This is a genomic window from Bacteroidia bacterium (genome assembly GCA_020852255.1).
Classification (GTDB): Bacteria; Bacteroidota; Bacteroidia; order JADZBD01; family JADZBD01; genus JADZBD01.
In genome coordinates, this window is record JADZBD010000018.1 from 229053 (window position 1) to 251125 (window position 22073).

The 22073-nt window shown below is 46.2% G+C and carries 19 protein-coding genes; 6 read left to right on the top strand and 13 right to left on the bottom strand.

What is annotated here, in order from left to right; all coding sequences use genetic code 11:
* Positions 1-27 precede the first annotated feature (27 nt).
* Entirely contained in the window at positions 28-2577 is a 2550-nt protein-coding gene (locus IT233_11230) for an ATP-dependent Clp protease ATP-binding subunit (protein MCC7303202.1), read from the bottom strand.
* A gap of 250 nt (positions 2578-2827) precedes the next feature.
* Here IT233_11230 and gyrA point away from each other — a divergent pair, with 250 nt between their 5' ends.
* The 4 genes from gyrA to IT233_11250 all read left to right on the top strand — a co-directional run bounded on the left by gyrA (position 2828) and on the right by IT233_11250 (position 7963).
* A complete protein-coding gene (gene gyrA / locus IT233_11235) occupies positions 2828-5389 on the top strand; it encodes a DNA gyrase subunit A (GenBank protein MCC7303203.1) in 2562 nt (853 codons plus the stop codon).
* A 12-nt stretch (positions 5390-5401) separates the two neighbouring features.
* On the top strand, positions 5402-6652 hold the full coding sequence (locus tag IT233_11240; protein MCC7303204.1) for a hypothetical protein: 1251 nt from the start codon (positions 5402-5404) through the stop codon (positions 6650-6652).
* Positions 6653-6866: 214 nt separating this feature from the next.
* On the top strand, positions 6867-7235 hold the full coding sequence (locus IT233_11245) for a hypothetical protein (protein MCC7303205.1): 369 nt from the start codon (positions 6867-6869) through the stop codon (positions 7233-7235).
* A gap of 317 nt (positions 7236-7552) precedes the next feature.
* Positions 7553-7963 (top strand): hypothetical protein, encoded by a 411-nt coding sequence (locus IT233_11250; GenBank protein MCC7303206.1) that lies wholly within the window; start codon positions 7553-7555, stop codon positions 7961-7963.
* On the opposite strand, the gene IT233_11255 is transcribed toward IT233_11250, so the two are convergent.
* The 6 genes from IT233_11255 to IT233_11280 all read right to left on the bottom strand — a co-directional run bounded on the left by IT233_11255 (position 7935) and on the right by IT233_11280 (position 14011).
* Positions 7935-8228 carry a hypothetical protein gene (locus IT233_11255; GenBank protein ID MCC7303207.1) on the bottom strand — a complete coding sequence of 98 codons (294 nt, stop codon included), beginning with the start codon at positions 8226-8228 and terminating at the stop codon, positions 7935-7937. The genes IT233_11250 and IT233_11255 overlap by 29 nt on opposite strands.
* A gap of 7 nt (positions 8229-8235) precedes the next feature.
* Positions 8236-9843, bottom strand: coding sequence for a DUF4139 domain-containing protein (locus IT233_11260; GenBank protein ID MCC7303208.1), 1608 nt, complete (start codon positions 9841-9843; stop codon positions 8236-8238).
* A 3-nt stretch (positions 9844-9846) separates the two neighbouring features.
* Positions 9847-10770: a type IX secretion system membrane protein PorP/SprF gene (locus tag IT233_11265; protein MCC7303209.1), complete on the bottom strand. Its 924-nt coding sequence runs from the start codon at positions 10768-10770 to the stop codon at positions 9847-9849.
* A 56-nt stretch (positions 10771-10826) separates the two neighbouring features.
* Positions 10827-11447: a thioredoxin family protein gene (locus IT233_11270; protein ID MCC7303210.1), complete on the bottom strand. Its 621-nt coding sequence runs from the start codon at positions 11445-11447 to the stop codon at positions 10827-10829.
* Positions 11448-11537: 90 nt separating this feature from the next.
* A complete protein-coding gene (locus IT233_11275) occupies positions 11538-12881 on the bottom strand; it encodes a carboxypeptidase-like regulatory domain-containing protein (GenBank protein MCC7303211.1) in 1344 nt (447 codons plus the stop codon).
* A gap of 62 nt (positions 12882-12943) precedes the next feature.
* Entirely contained in the window at positions 12944-14011 is a 1068-nt protein-coding gene (locus IT233_11280; GenBank protein ID MCC7303212.1) for a branched-chain amino acid aminotransferase, read from the bottom strand.
* Between the two features lie 60 nt (positions 14012-14071).
* Here IT233_11280 and IT233_11285 point away from each other — a divergent pair, with 60 nt between their 5' ends.
* A complete protein-coding gene (locus IT233_11285; GenBank protein ID MCC7303213.1) occupies positions 14072-15958 on the top strand; it encodes an NAD-binding protein in 1887 nt (628 codons plus the stop codon).
* A 41-nt stretch (positions 15959-15999) separates the two neighbouring features.
* On the opposite strand, the gene IT233_11290 is transcribed toward IT233_11285, so the two are convergent.
* From IT233_11290 to IT233_11305, 4 genes are read right to left on the bottom strand one after another with little or no spacing between them, the layout of a single operon-like run.
* On the bottom strand, positions 16000-18330 hold the full coding sequence (locus tag IT233_11290; protein ID MCC7303214.1) for a TonB-dependent receptor: 2331 nt from the start codon (positions 18328-18330) through the stop codon (positions 16000-16002).
* 34 nt (positions 18331-18364) lie between these two features.
* Positions 18365-18703, bottom strand: coding sequence for a hypothetical protein (locus IT233_11295; GenBank protein MCC7303215.1), 339 nt, complete (start codon positions 18701-18703; stop codon positions 18365-18367).
* A 23-nt stretch (positions 18704-18726) separates the two neighbouring features.
* Entirely contained in the window at positions 18727-19635 is a 909-nt protein-coding gene (locus IT233_11300) for a class I SAM-dependent methyltransferase (protein ID MCC7303216.1), read from the bottom strand.
* Positions 19636-19656: 21 nt separating this feature from the next.
* Positions 19657-20040 carry a hypothetical protein gene (locus tag IT233_11305; protein MCC7303217.1) on the bottom strand — a complete coding sequence of 128 codons (384 nt, stop codon included), beginning with the start codon at positions 20038-20040 and terminating at the stop codon, positions 19657-19659.
* Between the two features lie 129 nt (positions 20041-20169).
* On the opposite strand from IT233_11305, the gene ssb reads away from it, so the two are divergent.
* A complete protein-coding gene (gene ssb, locus IT233_11310) occupies positions 20170-20511 on the top strand; it encodes a single-stranded DNA-binding protein (GenBank protein MCC7303218.1) in 342 nt (113 codons plus the stop codon).
* A gap of 32 nt (positions 20512-20543) precedes the next feature.
* Here ssb and IT233_11315 read toward each other — a convergent pair whose 3' ends face one another.
* Positions 20544-20921 (bottom strand): DUF1987 domain-containing protein, encoded by a 378-nt coding sequence (locus IT233_11315; protein ID MCC7303219.1) that lies wholly within the window; start codon positions 20919-20921, stop codon positions 20544-20546.
* Positions 20922-20927: 6 nt separating this feature from the next.
* On the bottom strand, positions 20928-22043 hold the full coding sequence (locus tag IT233_11320; protein MCC7303220.1) for a hypothetical protein: 1116 nt from the start codon (positions 22041-22043) through the stop codon (positions 20928-20930).
* Positions 22044-22073: the final 30 nt, after the last annotated feature.

Consider the following 22073-nt stretch of genomic DNA (forward strand, 5'->3'; position numbering starts at 1 on the left):
AAAGATAAGGAAAGGGGAGGAGAATCTCTATTCCTCCTTTTTGTTCTTCTTTGTTGGCTTGGAATTTGGCTTTATTACGCTGATTTTCAGCTCATTCTTGTCCTTATCCAGGCTTACCTCAATGCCATCTCCTTCGGTGAGATTGCTTTTGATTATTTCCTCTGCCAGGGGGTCTTCGATGTACTTCTGAATAGCTCGTTTCAGTGGGCGAGCTCCAAACTGCTGATCATAGCCCTTGTCTGTAATAAATTCTTTCGCCGGATTAGTGATGGTGATGCTGTAACCCAATCCACCAATTCGTCCGTAAAGCTTCTCCAACTCAATATCAATGATCTTGTAGATATCCTCTTTGCTGAGCTGATTGAATACAACCACATCGTCAATCCGGTTAAGAAATTCAGGCGCAAATGCTTTCTTCAGCGCACCCTCGATTACATTTCGGGCATGATCTTCCGACTGGTCCTGTTTGGCATTTGTGGTAAATCCAACTCCCTGTCCGAAATCCTTCAGCTGACGGGAACCAATATTGGATGTCATGATGATGATGGTATTTTTGAAATCCACCTTTCTACCCAGTGAATCCGTCAGCTGACCATCGTCTAGAACCTGCAGGAGCAGATTGAATACATCCGGATGTGCTTTCTCAATCTCGTCGAGGAGTACCACCGCATAAGGTCTGCGGCGCACTTTTTCAGTCAACTGTCCGCCTTCCTCATAGCCAACATATCCCGGAGGAGCACCTACCAGACGTGACACCGCAAATTTTTCCATGTACTCACTCATATCAATGCGGATCATCGACTCCTCGGAGTCGAACAAGTAGCGTGAAAGAATTTTTGCCAGCTGCGTTTTTCCGACCCCGGTAGGTCCGAGGAATATAAACGAGCCGATCGGCTTATTAGGATCTTTGAGTCCGGCCCGGTTACGCTGGATAGCCTTCACGACTTTAGCGACCGCCTGATCCTGCCCAATGACCTTCCCTTTTAATTCATCCGCCATGCTTACCAGCTTATTGCTTTCGCTCTGGGCAATCCGTTTCATTGGGATACCGGTCATCATAGCCACCACTTCAGCAACATTTTCATCCGAAACAGTCTGGCGGTGTTGTTTGGTTTCTTCTTCCCAGGCCTTTTTGGCAGCTTCCAGCTGCTCGGCCAGCTGACGTTCAGAGTCACGCAGCCGGGCGGCTTCTTCATATTTTTGGGAGCGTACCACTTTATTCTTTTCTTCTTTTACATCCTCAATCTTCTTTTCAATATCAAGAATGTTCTTTGGTACCTGAATATTCGTGATATGCACTCTTGAACCAGCTTCATCCAGTGCGTCAATGGCTTTATCAGGAAGGTGCCGGTCAGTAATATAGCGCGCAGTCAGATTGACACACGCCTTGATTGCTTCTTCTGTATACGTTACGTTATGGTGATCCTCGTATTTGGACTTGATGTTGTTGAGGATTTGAATGGTTTCCTCTACGGTAGTGGGTTCAACGATTACTTTCTGGAAACGGCGCTCAAGTGCTCCGTCTTTTTCGATATACTGCCGGTATTCATCCAGCGTTGTGGCGCCAATACACTGAATTTCGCCTCGTGCCAGTGCAGGCTTAAACATATTGGAGGCGTCCAGGGAACCGGAAGCTCCGCCGGCACCGATAATAGTATGAATTTCATCAATGAACAGGATCACGTCAGGAGATTTTTCCAGTTCATTCATGACCGCCTTCATTCTTTCTTCAAACTGTCCGCGGTATTTGGTTCCCGCTACCAGCGACGCAAGGTCCAGTGTAACCACCCGCTTATTGAAAAGCACGCGGGAAACCTTACGCTGAATGATACGCAGTGCCAGTCCTTCCGCAATAGCCGATTTTCCAACACCCGGTTCACCAATCAGGATCGGGTTGTTCTTCTTACGCCGTGAAAGTATCTGAGAAACCCGCTCAATCTCCTTTTCCCTTCCAACAATAGGATCGAGCTTTCCTTCTTCCGCCATTCGCGTAAGGTCGCGTCCGAAATTATCGAGAACGGGCGTCTTGGATTTGCTGTCGCTGCCCTTTTTTGGCGTGGAAAATGAAGCGTTTTCGTCCTGATCGTCATCGTCTGCAGGATTAGCAGGAAATTCCGCCCGCGTATCTGTGTTGCCGGTACTGTTCATGTTCTGTAATTCTTCTTTGATTGTTTCATAATCCACGGAGAACTTCTTCAGCGAGCGCGTGGCCACACTCTCTGCATCTTTTAGTATAGAAAGCAGAAGGTGCTCCGTTCCTATCACTGCACTTTTAAAAAGTTTCGCCTCCAGATAGGTCACTTTCAGCGTACGCTCTGCCTGTTTGAGCAGGGTGATATTGTCAAGATTGGTCACTGATTTCCTGGAAACCGGGGCAATAGAGACCTCAATTTCCTTCCGTAATTCTGATAAATCCACGTCCAGCGTTTTCAGCAGCCGGATAGCCATTCCTTCTCCTTCCCGAATCATTCCCAGTAACAGGTGCTCTGTACCAATGTAGTCGTGCCCCAGTCGTAGCGCCTCCTCCCGGCTATAGGTGATCACGTCTCTTACTCGCGGCGAAAATTTTGCTTCCATAGAGGGTCTTTTTCCGTTCGATTCCGGGGTTTGATAAAGTTAAACAATTCGTGTCATTCAAATATACCACATCGGACTAAAAACAGGGGAGGGTAGGGAGCATTTTTTCAACCCGTTTGTGTTGATAATTAGAATATTAGTGTTGATAAGTCCAACTCCATAATTACCCTGAAAATACCCGAAAAAAGTACCTTCGGGGACCCTTGCTTTAAGGAGAAAAACCACAAAAACCGGACCTATTCAACGCGCTATGGCAGAAGGAGAGAAGATTATTGATATTAATATTGAAAATGAGATGAAAACAGCCTACATCGACTACTCGATGTCGGTGATCGTCTCCCGTGCTTTACCTGATGTAAGGGACGGACTGAAGCCCGTTCACCGAAGGGTGCTGTTCGGGATGCAGGAACTGGGCGTGCTCTCCAATCGTCCGTATAAGAAATCAGCCAGAATTGTGGGGGAAGTACTCGGAAAGTATCACCCACATGGCGACACGGCGGTATATGATACCATGGTACGGATGGCACAGGAGTGGAGTCTTCGGTATCCGCTGGTAGACGGGCAAGGAAACTACGGAAGCATTGACGGTGATTCTCCAGCTGCCATGCGTTATACAGAAGCAAGGCTGAGAAAGATAGCGGAGGAGATGCTGTCAGATATTGACAAGAATACAGTTGATTTCAAACCTAATTTTGATGATTCTCTGGAGGAGCCTACCGTTCTTCCGTCCAGGATGCCTAATCTTCTGGTGAACGGAGCCAGCGGCATTGCTGTGGGAATGGCCACCAATATGGCTCCTCACAATCTGACCGAAGTGATCAATGCCACCATCGCCTATATCGAAAACAAGGAGATTCCGGTGACAGGTCTCATGAAATATGTGACGGCTCCTGATTTCCCAACTGCAGGGATTATTTACGGCTATGAAGGTGTTCGTGAAGGATATGAAACAGGACGAGGCCGGGTGGTGATCCGTTCACGCGCAACGATTGAGCCCTGGAAGGACCGGGAACGAATCGTGGTAACAGAAATACCCTATCAGGTAAATAAAGCCGAACTGATCAAGCGCACCGCAGAGTTGATCAACGATAAAAAGATTGAGGGTATCTCTGATATTCGTGATGAAAGTAACCGGGAAGGAATCCGGATCGTGTATGAATTAAAGAAGGATGCCATTGGCAATGTGGTGCTGAACAACCTGTTCAAGCATACCAGCCTGCAGACGACTTTTTCAATCAACAATATTGCCTTGGTTGGAGGACGTCCCATGTTGCTGAATCTGAAGGATCAAATTAAATATTATGTAGAACACCGGCATGAGGTGGTAATCAGGCGCACCAAGTTTGAACTGGAACAAGCCGAAAAACGCGCCCATATTCTCGAGGGATATCTTAAAGCGCTGGATCACCTGGATGAGGTGATCAGACTGATCCGGGAATCTGCCACGCCCCAGGAAGCGCAGGAGGGACTGATAAAGCAATTCGGACTGAGTGAGATTCAGGCGAAGGCAATACTGGAGCTCCGACTGCGCGTACTTACCGGTATGGAGCGCGACAAGATCAAGGAAGAATATGCAACACTGATGGAGTTGATCTCCTTCCTGAAGGAAGTACTGGCCAGCGAACCCTTGCGAATGGAGATCATCAAGGACGAACTGGGAGAGATCCGGGAGAAATACGGCGATGAGCGTCGAACGGAACTGGTGCTCGCTGCCGGCGAGTTCCGGATGGAGGATATGATCGCCGATGAAGATGTGGTGATCACCATTTCCCATATGGGGTATATCAAACGGACGCCACTAACAGAATACCGGCGGCAGAACAGGGGAGGAACCGGTTCACGCGGATCCTCCACCAGGGAGGAGGATTTCCTGGAACACCTGTTTGTCGCATCCACTCATAACTATATTCTCTTCTTCACGGAAAAGGGAATGTGCTTCTGGTTAAAGGCATTCGAGATACCTGAAGGAAACAAGACCAGCAAAGGCCGTGCTATTCAGAATCTGGTCAACCTGCAACCGGGAGACAAGGTGAAAGCCTACATCAATGTGAAAAATCTGACTGACGAATCCTATATCAACAACAATTATATTGTGATGTGTACCCGAAAAGGTGTGATCAAGAAAACCACACTGGAAGCGTATTCCCGGCCACGCACCAACGGTATTATTGCCATTACGATCCGCGAAGGTGATTCGCTGCTGGAGGCCTGCATGACCAACGGACAAAATGAGATCATGCTGGCTGCCAAAGAAGGAAAAGTGTGCCGGTTCAATGAATCCGTAGTGCGCCCGATGGGTAGGGGCGCATCAGGCGTAACAGGAATGAATCTGGATGAGGAGGAATATAAAGACAACGAAGTTGTGGGTATGATCTGTCTGAACGACAGCAAGACGAATGTGCTGGTGGTTTCAGAAAAGGGTTATGGCAAGCGTTCCGACATTGAGGAATACCGGATCACCAACAGGGGAGGAAAGGGTGTGAAGACGATTAATATCACTGACAAAACCGGGAAACTGGTTGCCATCAAGGAGGTAAATGATAAGAACGATCTTATGATCATCACCCGGTCGGGTATCACCATTCGCATGGCTGTGGCTGATCTGCGGGTGATGGGAAGGGCAACGCAGGGAGTCCGGCTTATCAATCTCCGGGAAGAAGATGAAATCGGGGCAGTGGCAAAGGTGGACATTGATGAGGAGAATGTGCCCGAAACGAATGGAGAAAATGGACCCGAAGCGTCTGATCAGGAGAAAGGAGGGGAAGAAAATGGCTCACAAATTGATACTACGGAGGAAAATAGCCCCGAATAATAACATAAACCTATGAAAAACAACCTTTTGATTGTCGCTCTGATTCTGGCTGGCTTCCCATTGCTTGCACAGCAAAACAAAGTGGTCAGTGCAATCAAGTACCTCGAAGAGTACAAACAAACACGGGAAGAGGAAACCTTGCTCAAAGCAAGGGAACGTATCGACACGGCTTGTAATCACCCCGACACACGCGACAAAGCTAAAACCTGGCACGTGAAGGGGGAGGTCTATTATGTACTATTCAACCATGAATGGGAAAAAATCAAAAAGGCGAGTAAGGAAACCGACGACAAGAAGAAGAACACGGAAGCTTTTTCCAAAGTAGACATGTCGAATCTTGAGGTAGCACTTACTGCATTCAAAAAATGCCTGGAACTGGATGTAAAGAAGGATTACTCAGAAGATAAAAAAAGTATCGCCGTAGGGATGCAATTCATTTATGAAAAAGCTGTAAGTCTCTATAACAGCAAAGACTTTTCCAGCGCATCTAAATACTTTGAAGCTTATTCTGTGGCCAGCAGTTTATATCTCGGAAAAGCCGACACCAACGGTCTGGAAAATGCAGAAGTGGCGGCCGGCTATGCAAAAGAATATGACAGGGCCATTGGTTTGGCAATGAAACTGATTGGAATGAACGTAAAGAAGGAAATGAATTATGAAAAGATACTGGATTACTATAAACTGAAAAAAGACAACGATGGACTGAACGCGTGGGTAAAAAAGGGCCGCGCAGATTTTCCCAATAATATCAAGTTCATCATCGAAGAGCTTAACAGTTATATTTCTCAGGGAAAGTCCATCGAAGCGCTGGACATCCTGGAACTGGCTATTCAAAAAGATCCGGGCAATGCGGATTTGTACCGGGTAAAAGGTCAAACCTATACCAATCTGGCATTTCCTGAGGGAGATAAAAAGCCTGCGGATTTCGACAAATACGTAAAGCAAGCTGAGGTAGCACTATTGAAATCCAATGAGTTAAAGCCTAACGATTCCCATATATTATACAGCATTGGCGCCTTTTATAATAACTGGGGAGCATTTGTTTTCAACCAGGCCCAAAATGAAAAGGATATGAGTAAATTAGCGGCAGGAGAGAAAGCTGCGGAAGATATCTTTAAGAAGGCTATCCCGTATCTGGAGAAAGAAATTGAGATTGATCCCACTGATAAGGATGCTTTAAGAGCATTAAAGCAACTCTACCTCAAGACAGGGCAGGGGGATTCGGAAAAGTTTAAAAAGGTCGACAATATGCTTAAGAACTAAAGCCATGGTTTTTGAGAAATGTTGATTCTTTCATGACCCCCGCAGAGATGCGGGGGTTTGTGTTTTAATACGATATTCATGATAATCAGTTAGATATATGTTAACATAATGTTTATTATAGGCAACATTCAATTTATCTATTGTCAGCTAAGAATTTGCCTATAATTAGCATTGATGTTAAGGAAGTCGCCCTCACACGCTGTATATTTATGGGATGAGGCCAGCAGAGAAATTGGTTTACGGAAAGGTTAAGAGCGAACTCCGGCCACTCTCAGAAATTCAAAATGAATTAGGTGTCACTTATCAGGAAGTGTACGGGATTGCAATGGACTTGGTGAAGGAAGGATTAATCAGGGATAAGGTAATAGGAATTGAGACTTATGTATGTAGGGTAATTGAAAAAGACAAGAAGAGTTTGATTGAAAAATATTGGTGGGTAATTGGATTGCTTGCCTATTTTGGTGGTGTGTATTCTCCAATACTTACCGATATGGCGAGGAAATATACCCTACCACAAAGCATCCAAGAACAAATAGAACCCACAAAACAAGACTCAGCACGGTATCGCCCCCGCACTTTTTAGCGGAGTTTTCTTTTCCTTTTTGTACAGGCTTTTCCCTAACTACGTTAGGTCGCCTTTCAAAAAGACGAATCAAGCCCCATTCCTCGCCTCATTTTGCGAAATACGCAAAACCGTAATCCTCCGTCCTCATAAAAATTCGGACTCTCAGTCTTACTTTTCGGCGAGGAATGGGGCTTGATTCTGAAAAGCAAACATCTTGTTAATTCATTGACTGCCATAACATAATGCAATCCATTATAGGATAAGTTACATGAAAGTAGTTTACGGTGTATTATGCGGGGTTTCTACGATGTATATTTGATCCATTATATCCTCAGGTGAGTAATAGTGTTCTTCTTGCCCATACAAAACTGACACTCCGGGCCGATGGTGTTGTGGAGATAGTCTGTGGTGATGAAGTACATTACAAACGCACGCATGTTGAAGAACTAAATAGCGGGCTTGAACAATTACTGGGGAATTCAAAAGCTTGTTTGCTGGTGTTAGTCGGCAAGCATACTTCGATCTCCAAAGATGGCCGGGAATATTCCGCAACTCCAGAGGCTACCCGCTTTTCTATTGCAGAAGCCTATGTGCTTCAAAATATGGCTCAACGGATCGTTGGAAACTTCTATATCCGGATGGATAAACCACCTGTTCCTACGCGGATGTTCAGCCATACGAATGAAGCTGAAAAATGGTTCAAAAAATTCTACGGTACTACCGGTGCCGGCCCAGAAGAATTATAGCAAGAGTACCTCCGCCCGTTATTCCCAGCAACATGGATGTAAACAATACAACCACGTCCATTACGCCGTCAAATACATTGCTACCCCTGTCCGAAAGAAAATAAAGCCCTGCCCAGGCTGCACCGGCACATAGCATTGCCCCCAACGTAAATTTCAAAACATTACCCGGACTCCTCCTCCACTTCGGATGTAATTCCAGAATAACAAATCCAACGAATGAAGAGAGGATGGCCAGCGCCACCAGTACCAGTAAAATAAGAATCATAGTTCGCTCAGAATGACGGGCTGCTGATGGTCCGGTACTTCTTTTTCTTAGGTTTCATGGATTTCGGATACTTTACGGAAAAGTTAAAGTTAATGGTTTTCACCTCACCTGGTTGCAGCGTTAGCTTCCATGTTACCTGTCCGGAAGGCTTATCATATATTCCTCCGCTCAGTTCCGCTATATGGATGTCTATCCTGCTATCGTTATCCATCGGCACCTGATCCGAAATGCTAAGTGTGAGTGTGGATTCCCGGTTGTTTTTAACTGTAATCTCATATTTGAAGGTTTCCTTCTCATAGTTTCCGATGATCTGCCGGTCGTTACGCTCTGATTTCTTTACCCTGGAAATAGCAATTTTACTGTCGCGCCCAAGACTTAATTCCAGTGTGTCGGAAATCTCGCGTACATTAATTCTTGATTGTCCGATGTAGGTGCCGTTAAAATAGATGGATGCATTTCCGGAAACCAGGTTCAGATCCGTCCATCCTACCACTTTTGCAATCAGGAATGCATCCTTATCCATTTTTGGAACAGAAACATACTCATACCGGGCATCCAGCATTTTATTATTCACGTCCACCAGGTAAGGCTTACTATCTGAAGGAATCGTATAGGGTAATGCAATATCAAACTCCGCATTGAGCTCATCTACCTCCACCATCTTGAACTCCACATTGGCGTTATCTTTCTTTAACTGCACAATCTGGCTTTGCTGGTAGGAATAATTGGCGTTTTCTTCTGATGTTCTCTGCTCGCCGGTAAAAGACCAATCATCCAGCTTAGGATATTGGGCACCCATCCGCGGATCGGCTGTGGATAGTTTTAATTTAACATTCACCCAGTCTACTCCGGTATTGTTAAAAATATTTGCCTTATAAAGCATTTCCACCGGCTTCGTTACACCTTCCACCCGGATATCATATTTCGGGGTCCAGCCGGCATCCGCCACCCTGTATTTGAGGTCAAATCCACAGCTTCCCCCCTCCCCTGCCAGTAATAGAACACTCACCTCTGAACTTGGCGGATTGATGCGTAAGTTTAATTCATTATACTGTTTACTCAGCAAATCAAGTCGTTGTGACCACCGCACCTCCTGCTTTCCGATCTTGTATAATTCCATATTAATGTCTGTAATCCGTTTGCGGAAGAAATCCGCACTTTTCTCGGTTTCGGATGCCGGCTGCCCTTTATCCTTTCCAAGGATTGCATCGTTTTTCGAAAGAAGCTCCTTTTCCTGAGTAAGAGCATCCTTCCTGCCACGCAACAAGGCTAGTTCATCCTTTACCAACTCTATACTATCGCGGATGGGACGGATCTTTGTATTATCGGGAACCGGCTGAAGAAAATTGTTTCCGCTGAATACCGAAAGAATGACGGCGCTCTTCTTATTTATATCCACTATTATGCTTCCCGGATCAAGCTTGGCTGAAAGGTTTGTGAATTTGACCAGGTTCTTTCCCTTTTGGAGATTCAAATCGGCATGATACCTTAGTTCAGCACCTGTTAAAAACACAGTTACCTGATAAGGTTTTGGCTCGCTGTTTACTTCCGGCACCTCTTCTGCGAAAGCCATCATGCTGAGCACCAGGAGAATGATCATCGTTACTTTTTTCATACGTTATTTTTGATCTTGTAAGCGAATCTTCAGCAACAATTCATGCGAAGGATTCCAATGTATTTTATTGTTAAGTATATACGGCTTCATATCATAACTGTAGCTTATTAAAGCCTGTTCACCAAAAAGAAAGAAGCCAGCCCGCCAGGTCATATGACCGTAATACGGTCCCACCCGCTTATATCCCAAACCGGCTACTATCTTTTTATGTATATAATAGTTGGCCTGAAATTGCACAAGAGAATACGTTGCGTTCGATTCACGGATCTCAAATCCACGATCAAAAGAGGCAAAAAGAAGCACTTGAGATGCTCGTGTAACCGCGAAATGATAGAGGCCGTGAACGCTCCATGTCTTACCGGGCGACAGCTCTGTAAGTGTATCGCTGTCAAGCACCTTCCAGTGAATGTCGCGGAGGCTGAAACCGGCATACTTTCCTGCTTGTCCGTACAATGTGATGCCGAAGTCTGAAGAAAGATATTGGCGGTGAAGTGGGTATGGCCAGGGAGCAAATTCGGGAGAGGCTGTGAATGTCGGGTACGGATACGCCAGGTCCAGCTTCGTGTATTTTAATCCTGCCCCCGCGCACAGATACATCTTGTCCAGAAATACTACACGGTAGGCCCACCGGAGTCCTGTGCTGGCGGTGTTTTGGGTATCAAAGCCATCCTTATACTCCGCAAAAAAACCCAGGGCCTGATTGATACGAGAAGAATACAGGTTCACGCTCAGGCTTCCCAGATTGGCATGCATGGGGTGATTTCTCCACTGGCTGCGTGCGATGAGAGAGAACTGGCCCCGGTCGGGACCGATAATCAGCGCAGGGTTCAGCGTTCCCATCACTCCGTTGTACTGATTAAAGTAGGCGGGTTGGGAATGCAGCCGCAGAAATACAGCTACCAAAAGAAGCAAAACTGTTTGTCTCATAAAAAAAGCCCCAAAGTGACTCTGTCGCTTTGGGGCCGGCGATATTAAGTTCTCTTTTAGTGTTTGTGCTCGACGCGTTTAATGGAACATCCGATCGACTTAGTAGAATTGATCTCCACTTTTTTTCCGTCAATCACGCTGCTCAGGGCATCGCGGAGGTACCATGTTTTGATGGCACTCATATCTTTCGGGCTATCATCAATTCCCCCTTTGTATACCAGCTTGCCGTCTTTGTCAAAAAGGAAAACATGAGGCGTTTTGCTGGCTCCGAAAGCGTCGGCCACCTCTGAATTGGCATCCAGCACATAAGGAACTGTGTACTTGTTATCAGCAGCATATTTCTTCATGGCATCAAACGAATCTTCGTTGCCACGATACGCCTCGTTGGAATTCACCAGCACCACTCCGATATCGGAAAGTGTAGCCTGCAGGATTCCTTCCTGGATCCGCGACTGATACATGGCAACATAAGGGCAGGTATTGCAGGTGAAAATCACCAGCAGTCCTTTTTTCATTTTGCTCTCGTTCATTGTCACTTCTTTGCCGGAGACATCTTTCATCTTAATATCTCCTTTGGGCATTACAGCTCCGATCTCGAGCTCAGCAGGAGTATGGAGCGTAAATGCGGCCAGACTCAGTGCGGCGATAGCGCCGGCGATAAATACTTTTCCTTTCATGGGATCACAAGGTTATTAGGGTTCAGAACGTAAATTTAATGAATTTAGTTCTTTACTAATAAAAATCATGCCAAAATGCTGAAAATCAGTCTACTTGTATTCATTCAGCCGCTCCTTGTAAAGAAACTTGCTTTGCTGTGATTCAAACGGCCGGTAGATATACCAGGCATATCCGTCCTTCACCCGAATCTTTCCCACATAAGGAAAATACAAGCGTGAAACGCTGATCACCTTCCCGGAACGGATATCAATCTCTTTCAGTGAATAATAACCGTCTTTTAGGAACAATCCGAAAACACGCGAACCGTTTTCTTCCCGAATTAGTCTTCTCCTCCACTCTCTCCACTTTTCAGGCTTATGATAGTTTATAGAGGAAGAATCCAGCACCTTACCGTCTTTATCCATCCGATATAAGTAGTTTTTGTAATGTTCAAACAGGTAAAGGGTATCGCTGATTACAAAAAGCGGTGCATACAGCGGAGTAAAATAGCGTGAACCTGAAAAATTCGTCATGTAAGCCGCGATCTCGCGTTTATCAATTCCGGTTGCGAGTTCCATTTTCCGGGCATATACTTTTTGCCGTGTGGTTAGAAAATCGTACTCAAAGGAATACATGAGTGCCAGGTCTTCATCCAGTATATGACGCAACCGAACGGCCACACTGTCTGACGGATCCCAGCTGTAATAGCTGAATTCGGGATAGTCATCCCTGTAATCAGAAAAAACAATTTTGCCGGCAACGGTATCTATACAAGGGCGTATCAGGTGTTCGAATTCTTCCGGAGGAACCGAAACAAGTCGAAGATTATTTTCTTTAACCAGTACACGGTAAACAGAATCTTTTCCGATCACATTTACATTTCCCAGAAAATCACGGAAGAGCTCTTCTCCGTTCACCGGTATTGGGAAAGTGCTAATGATCCTGCTGTCTTTATCCGCCAGCATTACTTTGCTCTTTTCCGGTTTTTTTTCGAAGGTTAGCAGCACGATCTGTTCTCCAAAGAATTCGAAATCATTAATAAAGAACCTGGATGAGCCTATCACAGTATCCGGCTTGTGGCTTCCGCTGATCAGCACCGGTTCGAACATGATTTGGGAAGGCTGCAGGCTTACGAGAATGAACGCGGAATCTCCGTTCGGGGGGATTGTTGCCCAGGCTGTATCATAGGAAATATGTGTGAAGCGCAGCCGGACCGGTTTATCTCCTTCGGTATTTATACGAAAACATCCTGTAGACCCGGTAACTGATTTCTTGCCCGACTGCATTATTCGGATATTCACTCCGGGTATGGCCTTACCAGTGTTCTTATCCGTCACAATGCCTGTCACTAGTATTTGCCCATGCACCAGCAACGGAATCAAACTCCCAAGCAGCAACAGTACCACACGTGAAAAGATCATATTATCAGAACGCCGCAGGCGTACTAATTCCATAAAACTTTGGAAAAAGAGGGAAATAACTAACCGTTGCTGAGCAAACCGGAAAACACTCCGGATCAGATCTTCAGCATCCAGTTATGGACATCCTCGGCTTTACCACGACGGATATTTTCCAGTTCGGTGGCCACCCTGTTAGAGAATATTCTCTCCTCGGCCGGAGGGAGTACGTAATCTTTTCCTTCGAAGCCAAAAGCACTCATAGGTGCGATTGTTGCTGCCGTTCCCACTCCAAACATGTCCTGGAGCGTTTCTTTCCGGTGTGCATCAATCACCTCATCAATACTTATTTTGCGTTCTTGTACACGGTAACCCCAGTCACGTGCAAGGGTAAGCACACTGTCGCGTGTTATGCCGGCAAGAATCGTATCTCCGAGAGGCGGAGTGATGACGATATCATCAATCACTACAATGATATTCATCGTTCCTGATTCCTCCAGGAAACGGTGGTTTCGGGCATCGGTCCAGATGATCTGCTGGTAGCCTCTTTGCTGAGCCAGCTTGGTTGGGAAGAGGGATCGTCCGTAGTTGCCTGCAGCCTTTACAAACCCGATACCTCCTTCCACAGCCCGAATGTAATTGGTCTCAACCAGCACCTTAATAGGAGCTGAGTAATAGGCTCCGGCGGGAGCAGTAAAGATCATGAAACGATAACTATCAGAAGGCTTTACACCAATGTATTCATCGGTGGAAAAGATAAACGGACGTATGTAAAGTGATGTTCCCGGCTTGGAGGGCACCCAGTTCTTATCCAGCCGCAACAACTCCCGTAAGCCTTCAATAAAAAGATCTTCGGGAACATTTGGAATTGTCATTCGCTCGGCGGAGATATTCAGCCGCTTCCAGTTGTCATAGGGGCGCGATACCAGTATCTCACCTTTTTCTGTTTTGTAGGCCTTTAATCCCTCGAAAATCGCCTGTCCGTAATGCAGCGCACTCATACTTGGTGCGATGGACATTTTCTCGTAAGGAGTAATCCGGATATCCTGCCACTGGCCATCCTGATAATCCGCCAAAAGCATGTGGTCCGAGAATATTTTTCCGAATGCGATATTGTCCGGATCCATTTCCTGAATTCTGGATTTGGATACCTTTCGGATATTGATCTTCAGGGCAGTGTCGATCATAGCTGGTCTCTTTTCAGTAAAGATAACCAAAAAGAATTAATTTTAAATCAAAATTATATCATGCGCTCTCCTTCTCTGTCTCAGCGTTTTCGTTACTGGTTTGACAATACACTCTCTAAAGGAACCATTGCCATTATTGCCTGGTTGGCCGTGCTATCCGGCCTGGTTGTTATGTGCGCTGCCGTTATCCTTGCGATCACAGGATTCGGGGGTGAAGAGCAGGGATTCATCGAAGGAGCATGGCAAAGTTTGATGCGTGCAATGGACGCTGGAAATCTTGCCGGCGACGAAGGCTGGCCCTTGCGCATCATCATGTTTGCCGTTACTATTGCGGGAATTTTTATTGTAAGTATACTGATTGGTACGCTCACCTCCGGCATCGAAGCCAAGCTGGAGGAAATGAGAAAGGGAAAGTCCCTGGTGATCGAGCATAATCATACACTCATCTTGGGCTGGTCTGCCAAGATCTATCCTGTTATTTCCGAGCTCATCATCGCCAATCTGAATCAGAAGAAACCCCGGATTGTGATTATGGCCGACAAGGATAAAGTCGAGATGGAAGATGAGATCCGGTCTCGCTTTCCCGAAACAAGAAACACAAAGATTATCTGCCGATCGGGAAGTCCACTCGATTTGAATGAACTGGAGATTGTAAGTCCTCATAATGCGCGATCCATTGTTATTCTTTCGCCGGAATCAGAGAATCCGGATACAGAAGTGATCAAAGCGATTCTGGCGATCACCAATAATCCCCGGCGAAAGAAAGAAAAGTATCATATCGTGGCAGAAATACGGGAGGAACAGAATATGGAGGCGGCCCGGCTGGTGGGAAATGATGAGGCGGTATTGGTGCTGGCCGGTGAACTGATTGCCCGTGTAACCGCTCAAACCTGCAGACAAAGCGGCTTATCGGTGGTATACACAGAATTACTTGACTTCGACGGAGCAGAAATCTATTTCAGTGCGGAAGATAAACTGGCTGGAAAGACCTACCGGGAAGCGCTTTTCGCTTATGAGGAATCGGCCGTTATCGGACTCTTCCGAAAAAATGGAACCGTGGATATCAATCCCCCTGCCGGAACGCGTATCGAAAAGGGAGATCAGGTAATTGCTATCTCCGAGGATGACGATACGCTGGTTATCAGCGGGAAATCTCAATTTGATGTAGATAACGCAGCCCTAGCCAAAGGGATGGCTGCCACGTCTTCTGCGGAACGAACCCTCCTCCTTGGATGGAACGAAAAAGGAATTACTATTATCAGAGAGCTTGGCAATTATATTAAGGAAGGTTCGGAAATACAAGTTGTTTCGGAAAATGAATCTGCCGCCGCCGATGTGATGAAACTGAGCGAAGAGCTTCCCACCCTCAGGATCGGTCACAAGTTGATGGATACCACGCTGCGGGTGAATCTGGAATCACTGAATGTGGATAGTTTTGATCACATCATCATTTTATGTTATACAGGAATGGATGTACAACAATCCGACGCGAAGACGCTGATCACCCTGCTTCATCTGCGCAGCATCGCAGATCAGCAGCAAAAAGATCTCAATATAGTGAGCGAGATGCTGGATGTACGTAACCGTGAACTGGCTGAAGTAACCAAAGCAGACGATTTTATTGTAAGCGATAAACTTATAAGTCTCATGCTCTCTCAGCTCAGCGAGAACAAACATCTTAAGGCAGTATTTGACGATCTTTTCTCCTCAGAAGGCAGTGAAATCTATCTGAAGCCGGCCTGTGACTACGTCATTGCGGAAACCTCCGTGAATTTTTATACAGTAATGGAATCTGCCCTGCAGAAAAATGAAACGGCCATCGGCTATAAGATCGCCGCCAAGTCGAAGGATGCTGGTGCCGGTTACGGAGTAAAGGTAAATCCGGTTAAATCCGATAAGATCCGGTTTGTCCCTGAAGATAAGATCATTGTTCTGGCGGACAACTGAGTCAAAGGATACGTTTTCCATCCCCTACTCTATTGTCGGAATTACCTGTTAGAATCTTCCGTTCTTATGTGCTTAAACGGGATCTCTATGCCAAAAGTAAAATTCCGTCCCGCGTTCTGTATTCCAATATACCTAAGCCGGCTCAGGTGCGCCGCATAGTTTGTGTTCAGTAGGTTATGTACACCGGCTCTGAATTTAATTTCCGTATTTTTTACTTTGTAAGAAATTCCGCCTCCCAATCCCAGCAACAGATACATGGAACTGGGTGTCTCAAAATAAGCCACGCGATACTGTTCCATATTCAGGTCCGCTGTAAGTTTAAGCCATGCCGCTTTCCAGCGGCTTCCGTTTCTACCCACCGATGGTTCAAATTTAATATCCGTGATTACCCTGGGTGCAGGAATCATCGGAAGCGGAGTGGAACCGGGAAGTGAGGTTCCTTCCACCCAACTGAATACATTACGAATGTGCAGTTTCTCAATGGGATGCCAGTCGGCCATCATCTCCCCGCCGTATAACAGGGCATCTGACTGGGCATGAATGAATATCTCCAGTGTGTCGCCGTCCTCTATGAACATCGCATCGCCGGCCCTGAGCAAATAGGTGTAATCACTAATGATATTCACAAAAAAAGAAGGCTCCAGGTGAAATTTTTTCTTTTCTAAAATCAGTCCGAGATCATACTGAAAACTCATCTCCTGCTTCATTCCCGGATTTCCATATTCAAAGCGCTGCGTTCCTTCGTGCACTCCGGCAGCATACAGTTCGAAGGGATTAGGCGCACGGAATCCGGAGCTGATCGAGTTTTTAATGCTCAGAACCGGAGACAAGCGCAAGGTAAGACCGGTAGAAAAGCTGGGTCCGTAAAAATGATGTACGGTGTCGTTGAATGCCTGAAAAGGTCCGCCTTCCAGTGGACGACCGTAAGCATCCACTGCTGTGCTGAATATCTCCATGCCGCGGTAACTGTAGCGCAAACCCATACTGAAGGTGCTTTTTTTCAGTGTTCTTTTTGAGAACAGGAAAAGGCCGGCATCGGATATCCTGAATTCGGGAATAAGCAGTTCTTCTCCTCTGATCCTGTTCGCTTGATACATGCCGTTAAGTCCCCATATAAATTCCCATCCGCCGGTACGTGGACGGTGAAACTGAATATCCAGTGTGGTGCTAAAAAGGTTGAATTGCATCGCAGCAGTATCTATTGATCCTTCATATTCCTTGCGGATGTTTTCTTGCCATCCCGCTATGATGTCTACATGATATTTTTCACGCAGCAGATGTGTCCGTGAGGTCCATTTCCGGTGTTCGACTTGCTGAAACGGCAGGGCCAGTCTTCTTCCTTTAAGAAAATCTTCCGTAACAGTGTTACCCTCTTCATCCGTAAATGCACCGAGTGAATCCCTCTCACCCTCCATCAGTCCGATTGTACTTTTCCAAACAGAAAGCGCATGCTGAGAATAACCCCACTTCTTCTGCCATCCGAAACCCGCCATCACACTCATTTCGCGGAACATTGAATTGTAAACGATTTCCTCCGGCGTACGGTAATTTCCCGCATTTTTATAGGATGTGCGGAATTTCCACAGGACCCCGTTTCTGTTTCCCTGCAGGAAGGCCGACAGCCCGTACTGCCTGTTATTGCTCTGCATCTCTGAAAACACTTCTCCTTCTATGCTATTCCAGGGCGAAGGAAAAGGTTCGAGAACATTGATCACTCCGCCCATTGCATCTGAACCATAAATGAGACTGGCAGGGCCGCGCATCACCTCTATTCTTTCTGCTCCAAAGGCGTCAAGTTCTACGCCGTGCTCATCACCCCATTGTTGTCCTTCTTGCCGTACGCCGTCGTGCAATACAAGAATACGGTTGAACCCAAGGCCCCTGATCACCGGCTTGGATACCTGTGGGCCGGTGGAAACCTGTGAAACGCCGGGTGTTTTTGAAATTACGTCAATAATATTCGACGGAGCATTCTCTCTCCACTCATTTTTATTCATGGAATGTACCGGAGCACTGTTCTCTTCATGATCCGAACCGGTCAGATTTCCTGTAATAACCACTTCATGTCCTTCGATCACGGATTCTTCCAGTGTAATCAGCAACAAGGTGTCGCCGCTGAAACGTACATCCAGCAGCAGTGTTTTATATCCCAGCCGCCTGAATTGAAGCAATGCATGATCACAGGAGAGATTCCGGAAAGTGAATTTTCCGTCCGTCCCGGTAATTTGCCTGAGCCGAAGGTCGGGAATGGTTACCTCCACATCCGGCAACGGCAGTAAAGAATCTGATACTACTTTCCCTGAAAGGGTTTGTTGTGAATATCCCGGCATAACAAAGCTCATTATGGCCAGGAGTAAAAAAAGATATCTCACGGTATTTGGTTTTAGCGATTGACAAAAAAATAAGTCAGGCTAAAACCGGAGGTCCCCGTAAATGTACGGAGCAGAATGTGTTTGGTCTGGTAAAATCTACAAACAGCCGGAAGGAGTTTTCGGAAAACGAAAAGATCAGTTCCGGGAGCACGTTGCTGACATAGGTATCCTGATGGAAATTATACTCACAGAGCACGCAATGCTTCTCCTCTTTGGGATGATAATGACGCGCCTTAGGGTCTTCCGCTTTATGGGATAGAATGCATGCCGGTTCCTCCGAATGGTGTTCTAACTTGTGCAGATGCTGCAGGATGCCCGGCACATAAGACCAGATTAACACCAGCAGAATCAGCACGGAACGGGCAACGTTCATGTATTAAAATTACTAAATAATCCTCAGCGGGAAATCCAGACTTTTAACCCGATGCCGGTAGAGGTAAGCTCCATGACCGGACGAATCAAAAAATCAATGAAAGGATGCAGGTAAGAATTGGTATTAAAAACATGTAATTCCCTTACTCTCAGTCCGCGGGAAGCAGCATACTTCCTAAAAGATAATGGAGTGAATTCATACAAATGAAAGGGCCGGTGCATCGGACTCAGATTCATTACCCACCGTGTACCGCGCATTCGGAACTGCAGCCGGGCGATCCGTGACACCAGCCAGTTGGCATGCGGCACCTCTATATGAATCACACCGGTTTCGCTGAGATGACGAACAGCGCGGTCAAGGCTGCCGGCCGGATCAGGCAGATGCTCGAGTACTGCTCCGAAATTTATAAAATCGAATGGCATCCCGGGAAACTCCCAGGTGTCAGCGGTTGCTCTGGTAATGCGGTCTGCCAGACCCGGATCTCTCCGGACCGACAATTCACTGAAAGAGGCCGACGGTTCTATGCCCCGTACATCCATTCCCGCTCCGGCCATCAGAGATGCAGCAAATCCCATTCCGCTTCCAATGTCAAGGGCTTTCTTTCCTGAAGTATTGCCAAGATATTTCCGCAAGGTGGAAAGTTCTCCCTGAAAATACCCTTCAGCGGGCTGAAGCTGCGCTTTCTTCCAGTATTCTTCAGCTGGAACATCGTACAGCATCTCCGGCGAGGGAGGCAGTGGCATGGGATCGGGAAAGATCAGACCACAGGCACCACATTTCTTAATGTCGATTTTCACATCACCCTGCCTTCGTACCGGGAAGAATCCCTGAGATCTGCTAAGCCTGTGCCCCATATAAATAAACCGTTCCCTTCCCGATTCGCACATGGGGCAGGCGCTGATAGCTGAAAACTGAAATTTTTCCGGGCTCACTTATGGCCATAAAGATAACACTCATTCCATGTTCTTAACAATGAGGAATTCGTGTTCGGGTAATTCCAGTATGCCATACTCGTAAACGTATAAATACTCCTCCCCACCGGTAAGGCGCCGGGTGGTGTGATAGGGAAAAAGATATCCCAGTTCAGCCAGCTGCTCTCTCCTGACCTTCGACACCCCCGCTTCCAGAAAATGCCTGAGAATACGGCGGTTTCTCCTTAAACGATTGTCGGTATTACGGATAAAATTGGTATCCACCGACCGGCTGCGGTTATTGAATGAGGTACGGCAGTGATCATCACAAAATTTCTTATCCGATCTTCCGCTCAGCGTTTCATTGCACTCGAGGCATTGTTTCGTTTCGGGAAGATGCGATTGGGCAAGGGCAGGTTTTAACATATACAATCGGGTGTAAATGATTACTATCCGGATCACCGCCGCTTAGTGACGGAGATTTGTCCCGAAAATAAACCGAACGTATATGCAAATGACGGATCGGTTTTAAAGTAAAACCAAAAACTTAAAACCATGAACAAACTGAAAAACAAAGTTCAGCTGATCGGTTACCTGGGAGGAGATCCTGAGATCAAAGCTTTCGGGGAAAACGGGCGTTTGGCCAAATTCAGCCTCGCCACCAATGAATCCTTTAAAAATGCCAAGGGCGAAAAAGTCCAGGAGACGCAATGGCATAATCTGGTAGCCTGGAATACGACGGCAAATTTTGCTGAGAAATACCTCAAGAAGGGTACAGAGGTAGCTGTTGAAGGAAAACTGGTGAATCGAAACTACACCGCCAAGGACGGTACCAAGAAGTACACAACCGAAATTGAGGTGAACGAAGTACTCATCATTTCCAAGAAAAACTCCTGAAGTGGAAAGCCCCGGTTCGCCGGGGCTCTTTTTTATACCGCAATGATGCAGAATTCAACCGACGACAGCAGTTTTGAAAAACGGTCGCCCGCAGCCTGCATATCTGCATCTTCTTTATGATGCTGCCAGATCACCCTCACTTTACTCCGGTTGTTCAATTCCTGAAGCATCATCAGTATTTTAAAAATCTGCTTGGCGGAAGCCGTATTGAAATATTCCAGATTGAAAATAAACTCTGTTTCTGTCTGCGGGGTAAGGGTATAATCAGCAAGCCAGCTCAATATGGGAGTGTAAAATCCGGCAGCGTCTTCGGGATAGCTACGATAATGCATTTCGAATTTCCCGGTCGCCGGATCCAGAAAAACCTCGGGAGTGTCGTTAGAACGTGTAATGCGAAATACCTCAGGCATTGAACTTCAGTCTGGTATGCACAGACCCAAAGTTAATAAAGAATAGGAGTCATCCAACCTGATGAAATCGTAACTAATTGAAGATCTGCACTTTAGCCGCATATCTATGAGTCCCAGCCCTGCTCCCTTAGCGCCCGGAACATCCTCATCCATAAGTTTGGCAACATAAAACCGCTCCAATTCCTCTTTGTCAAAAGTGTTCACATGGTCAATTTTTGCTTTTAGTGGGGCGATCTTTTCATTGCGAATCAAACTGCCGGCATAAAGAAGAGTCCGTTGGTCTTTCCTGCCGATCAGGAAAATCCCAGGCCGGGCATTATCAGCGGTGGCTATCCGCGCATCACCGTGTTTATATATATTCTGCAGCAGCTCAACGATCAGATTAAATACTTTTCTGCGGGATGTTTCACTCTTCCCCTCTCCCATTTTACCTTCAATCATTCCCAACACTCCTCTTACGTTTTCTTGTGTAAAATTACCCTGATAAACCAGTTGTATGCTACGGTCGCACATCAGGCGAAAGAATTCCCGTGCCGATGTAAAATTCACCTCTTGTGATACAGGAAAAACCGTTTCACTGGGTCCCACTTTGATCTGAAAATAAAAATCGCATTCCTCACCGGCAGAATCTTCAAAGTAGTAATTGAGTTTATTGCCGGAACGCCGCGCCATTTCGATCAGTCCCAGCCCGGCTCCTCCTTTCTTACTGATCTCTCCTGCCTGAAGTATTTCTGCACTGTAATTTTTAAGATTGTCCTGATCCAGGCTATTCACCATATCGAGTTTAGACCGAAGGGCTTTCGCGGTAGTCTTCTGTATCTTGTTGCAGGATGTAATATAATATCCGTTGTTGATACCTTGAATAATAAAAAAACCCGGCGTTTCATCGCTTGCTTGCCCGGTCTCGGAGTGTCTGGTGATGTTCTGAAGCGATTCCACCATTATGAAATACACTTTTTTACGGATGCGGGTGCTCTCCCCAATGCTGTCCATGGTGGATTCGGCAAAGGAAAGGATGCTTCCGGTCAGATCATGGTTAAACTCCCCGTTGTACAGGTAATTCAGATCATATTTTTCCATTTCCCGGAAAAGACGGGATATTACGGGGAAGTCGGACAACATAATGGTTTGTTAAGATACGAATTTCAGTGA

What these genes read in the sequence shown, in the direction of transcription:
- IT233_11230 (MCC7303202.1), bottom strand. Translation starts at nt 2,577, where the DNA reads ATGGAAGCAAAATTTTCGCCGCGAGTAAGAGACGTGATCACCTATAGC.
- gyrA (MCC7303203.1), top strand. Translation starts at nt 2,828, where the DNA reads ATGGCAGAAGGAGAGAAGATTATTGATATTAATATTGAAAATGAGATG.
- IT233_11240 (MCC7303204.1), top strand. Translation starts at nt 5,402, where the DNA reads ATGAAAAACAACCTTTTGATTGTCGCTCTGATTCTGGCTGGCTTCCCA.
- IT233_11245 (MCC7303205.1), top strand. Translation starts at nt 6,867, where the DNA reads ATGAGGCCAGCAGAGAAATTGGTTTACGGAAAGGTTAAGAGCGAACTC.
- IT233_11255 (MCC7303207.1), bottom strand. Translation starts at nt 8,228, where the DNA reads ATGATTCTTATTTTACTGGTACTGGTGGCGCTGGCCATCCTCTCTTCA.
- IT233_11260 (MCC7303208.1), bottom strand. Translation starts at nt 9,843, where the DNA reads ATGAAAAAAGTAACGATGATCATTCTCCTGGTGCTCAGCATGATGGCT.
- IT233_11265 (MCC7303209.1), bottom strand. Translation starts at nt 10,770, where the DNA reads ATGAGACAAACAGTTTTGCTTCTTTTGGTAGCTGTATTTCTGCGGCTG.
- IT233_11270 (MCC7303210.1), bottom strand. Translation starts at nt 11,447, where the DNA reads ATGAAAGGAAAAGTATTTATCGCCGGCGCTATCGCCGCACTGAGTCTG.
- IT233_11275 (MCC7303211.1), bottom strand. Translation starts at nt 12,881, where the DNA reads ATGGAATTAGTACGCCTGCGGCGTTCTGATAATATGATCTTTTCACGT.
- IT233_11280 (MCC7303212.1), bottom strand. Translation starts at nt 14,011, where the DNA reads ATGATCGACACTGCCCTGAAGATCAATATCCGAAAGGTATCCAAATCC.
- IT233_11285 (MCC7303213.1), top strand. Translation starts at nt 14,072, where the DNA reads ATGCGCTCTCCTTCTCTGTCTCAGCGTTTTCGTTACTGGTTTGACAAT.
- IT233_11295 (MCC7303215.1), bottom strand. Translation starts at nt 18,703, where the DNA reads ATGAACGTTGCCCGTTCCGTGCTGATTCTGCTGGTGTTAATCTGGTCT.
- IT233_11305 (MCC7303217.1), bottom strand. Translation starts at nt 20,040, where the DNA reads ATGTTAAAACCTGCCCTTGCCCAATCGCATCTTCCCGAAACGAAACAA.
- ssb (MCC7303218.1), top strand. Translation starts at nt 20,170, where the DNA reads ATGAACAAACTGAAAAACAAAGTTCAGCTGATCGGTTACCTGGGAGGA.
- IT233_11315 (MCC7303219.1), bottom strand. Translation starts at nt 20,921, where the DNA reads ATGCCTGAGGTATTTCGCATTACACGTTCTAACGACACTCCCGAGGTT.
- IT233_11320 (MCC7303220.1), bottom strand. Translation starts at nt 22,043, where the DNA reads ATGTTGTCCGACTTCCCCGTAATATCCCGTCTTTTCCGGGAAATGGAA.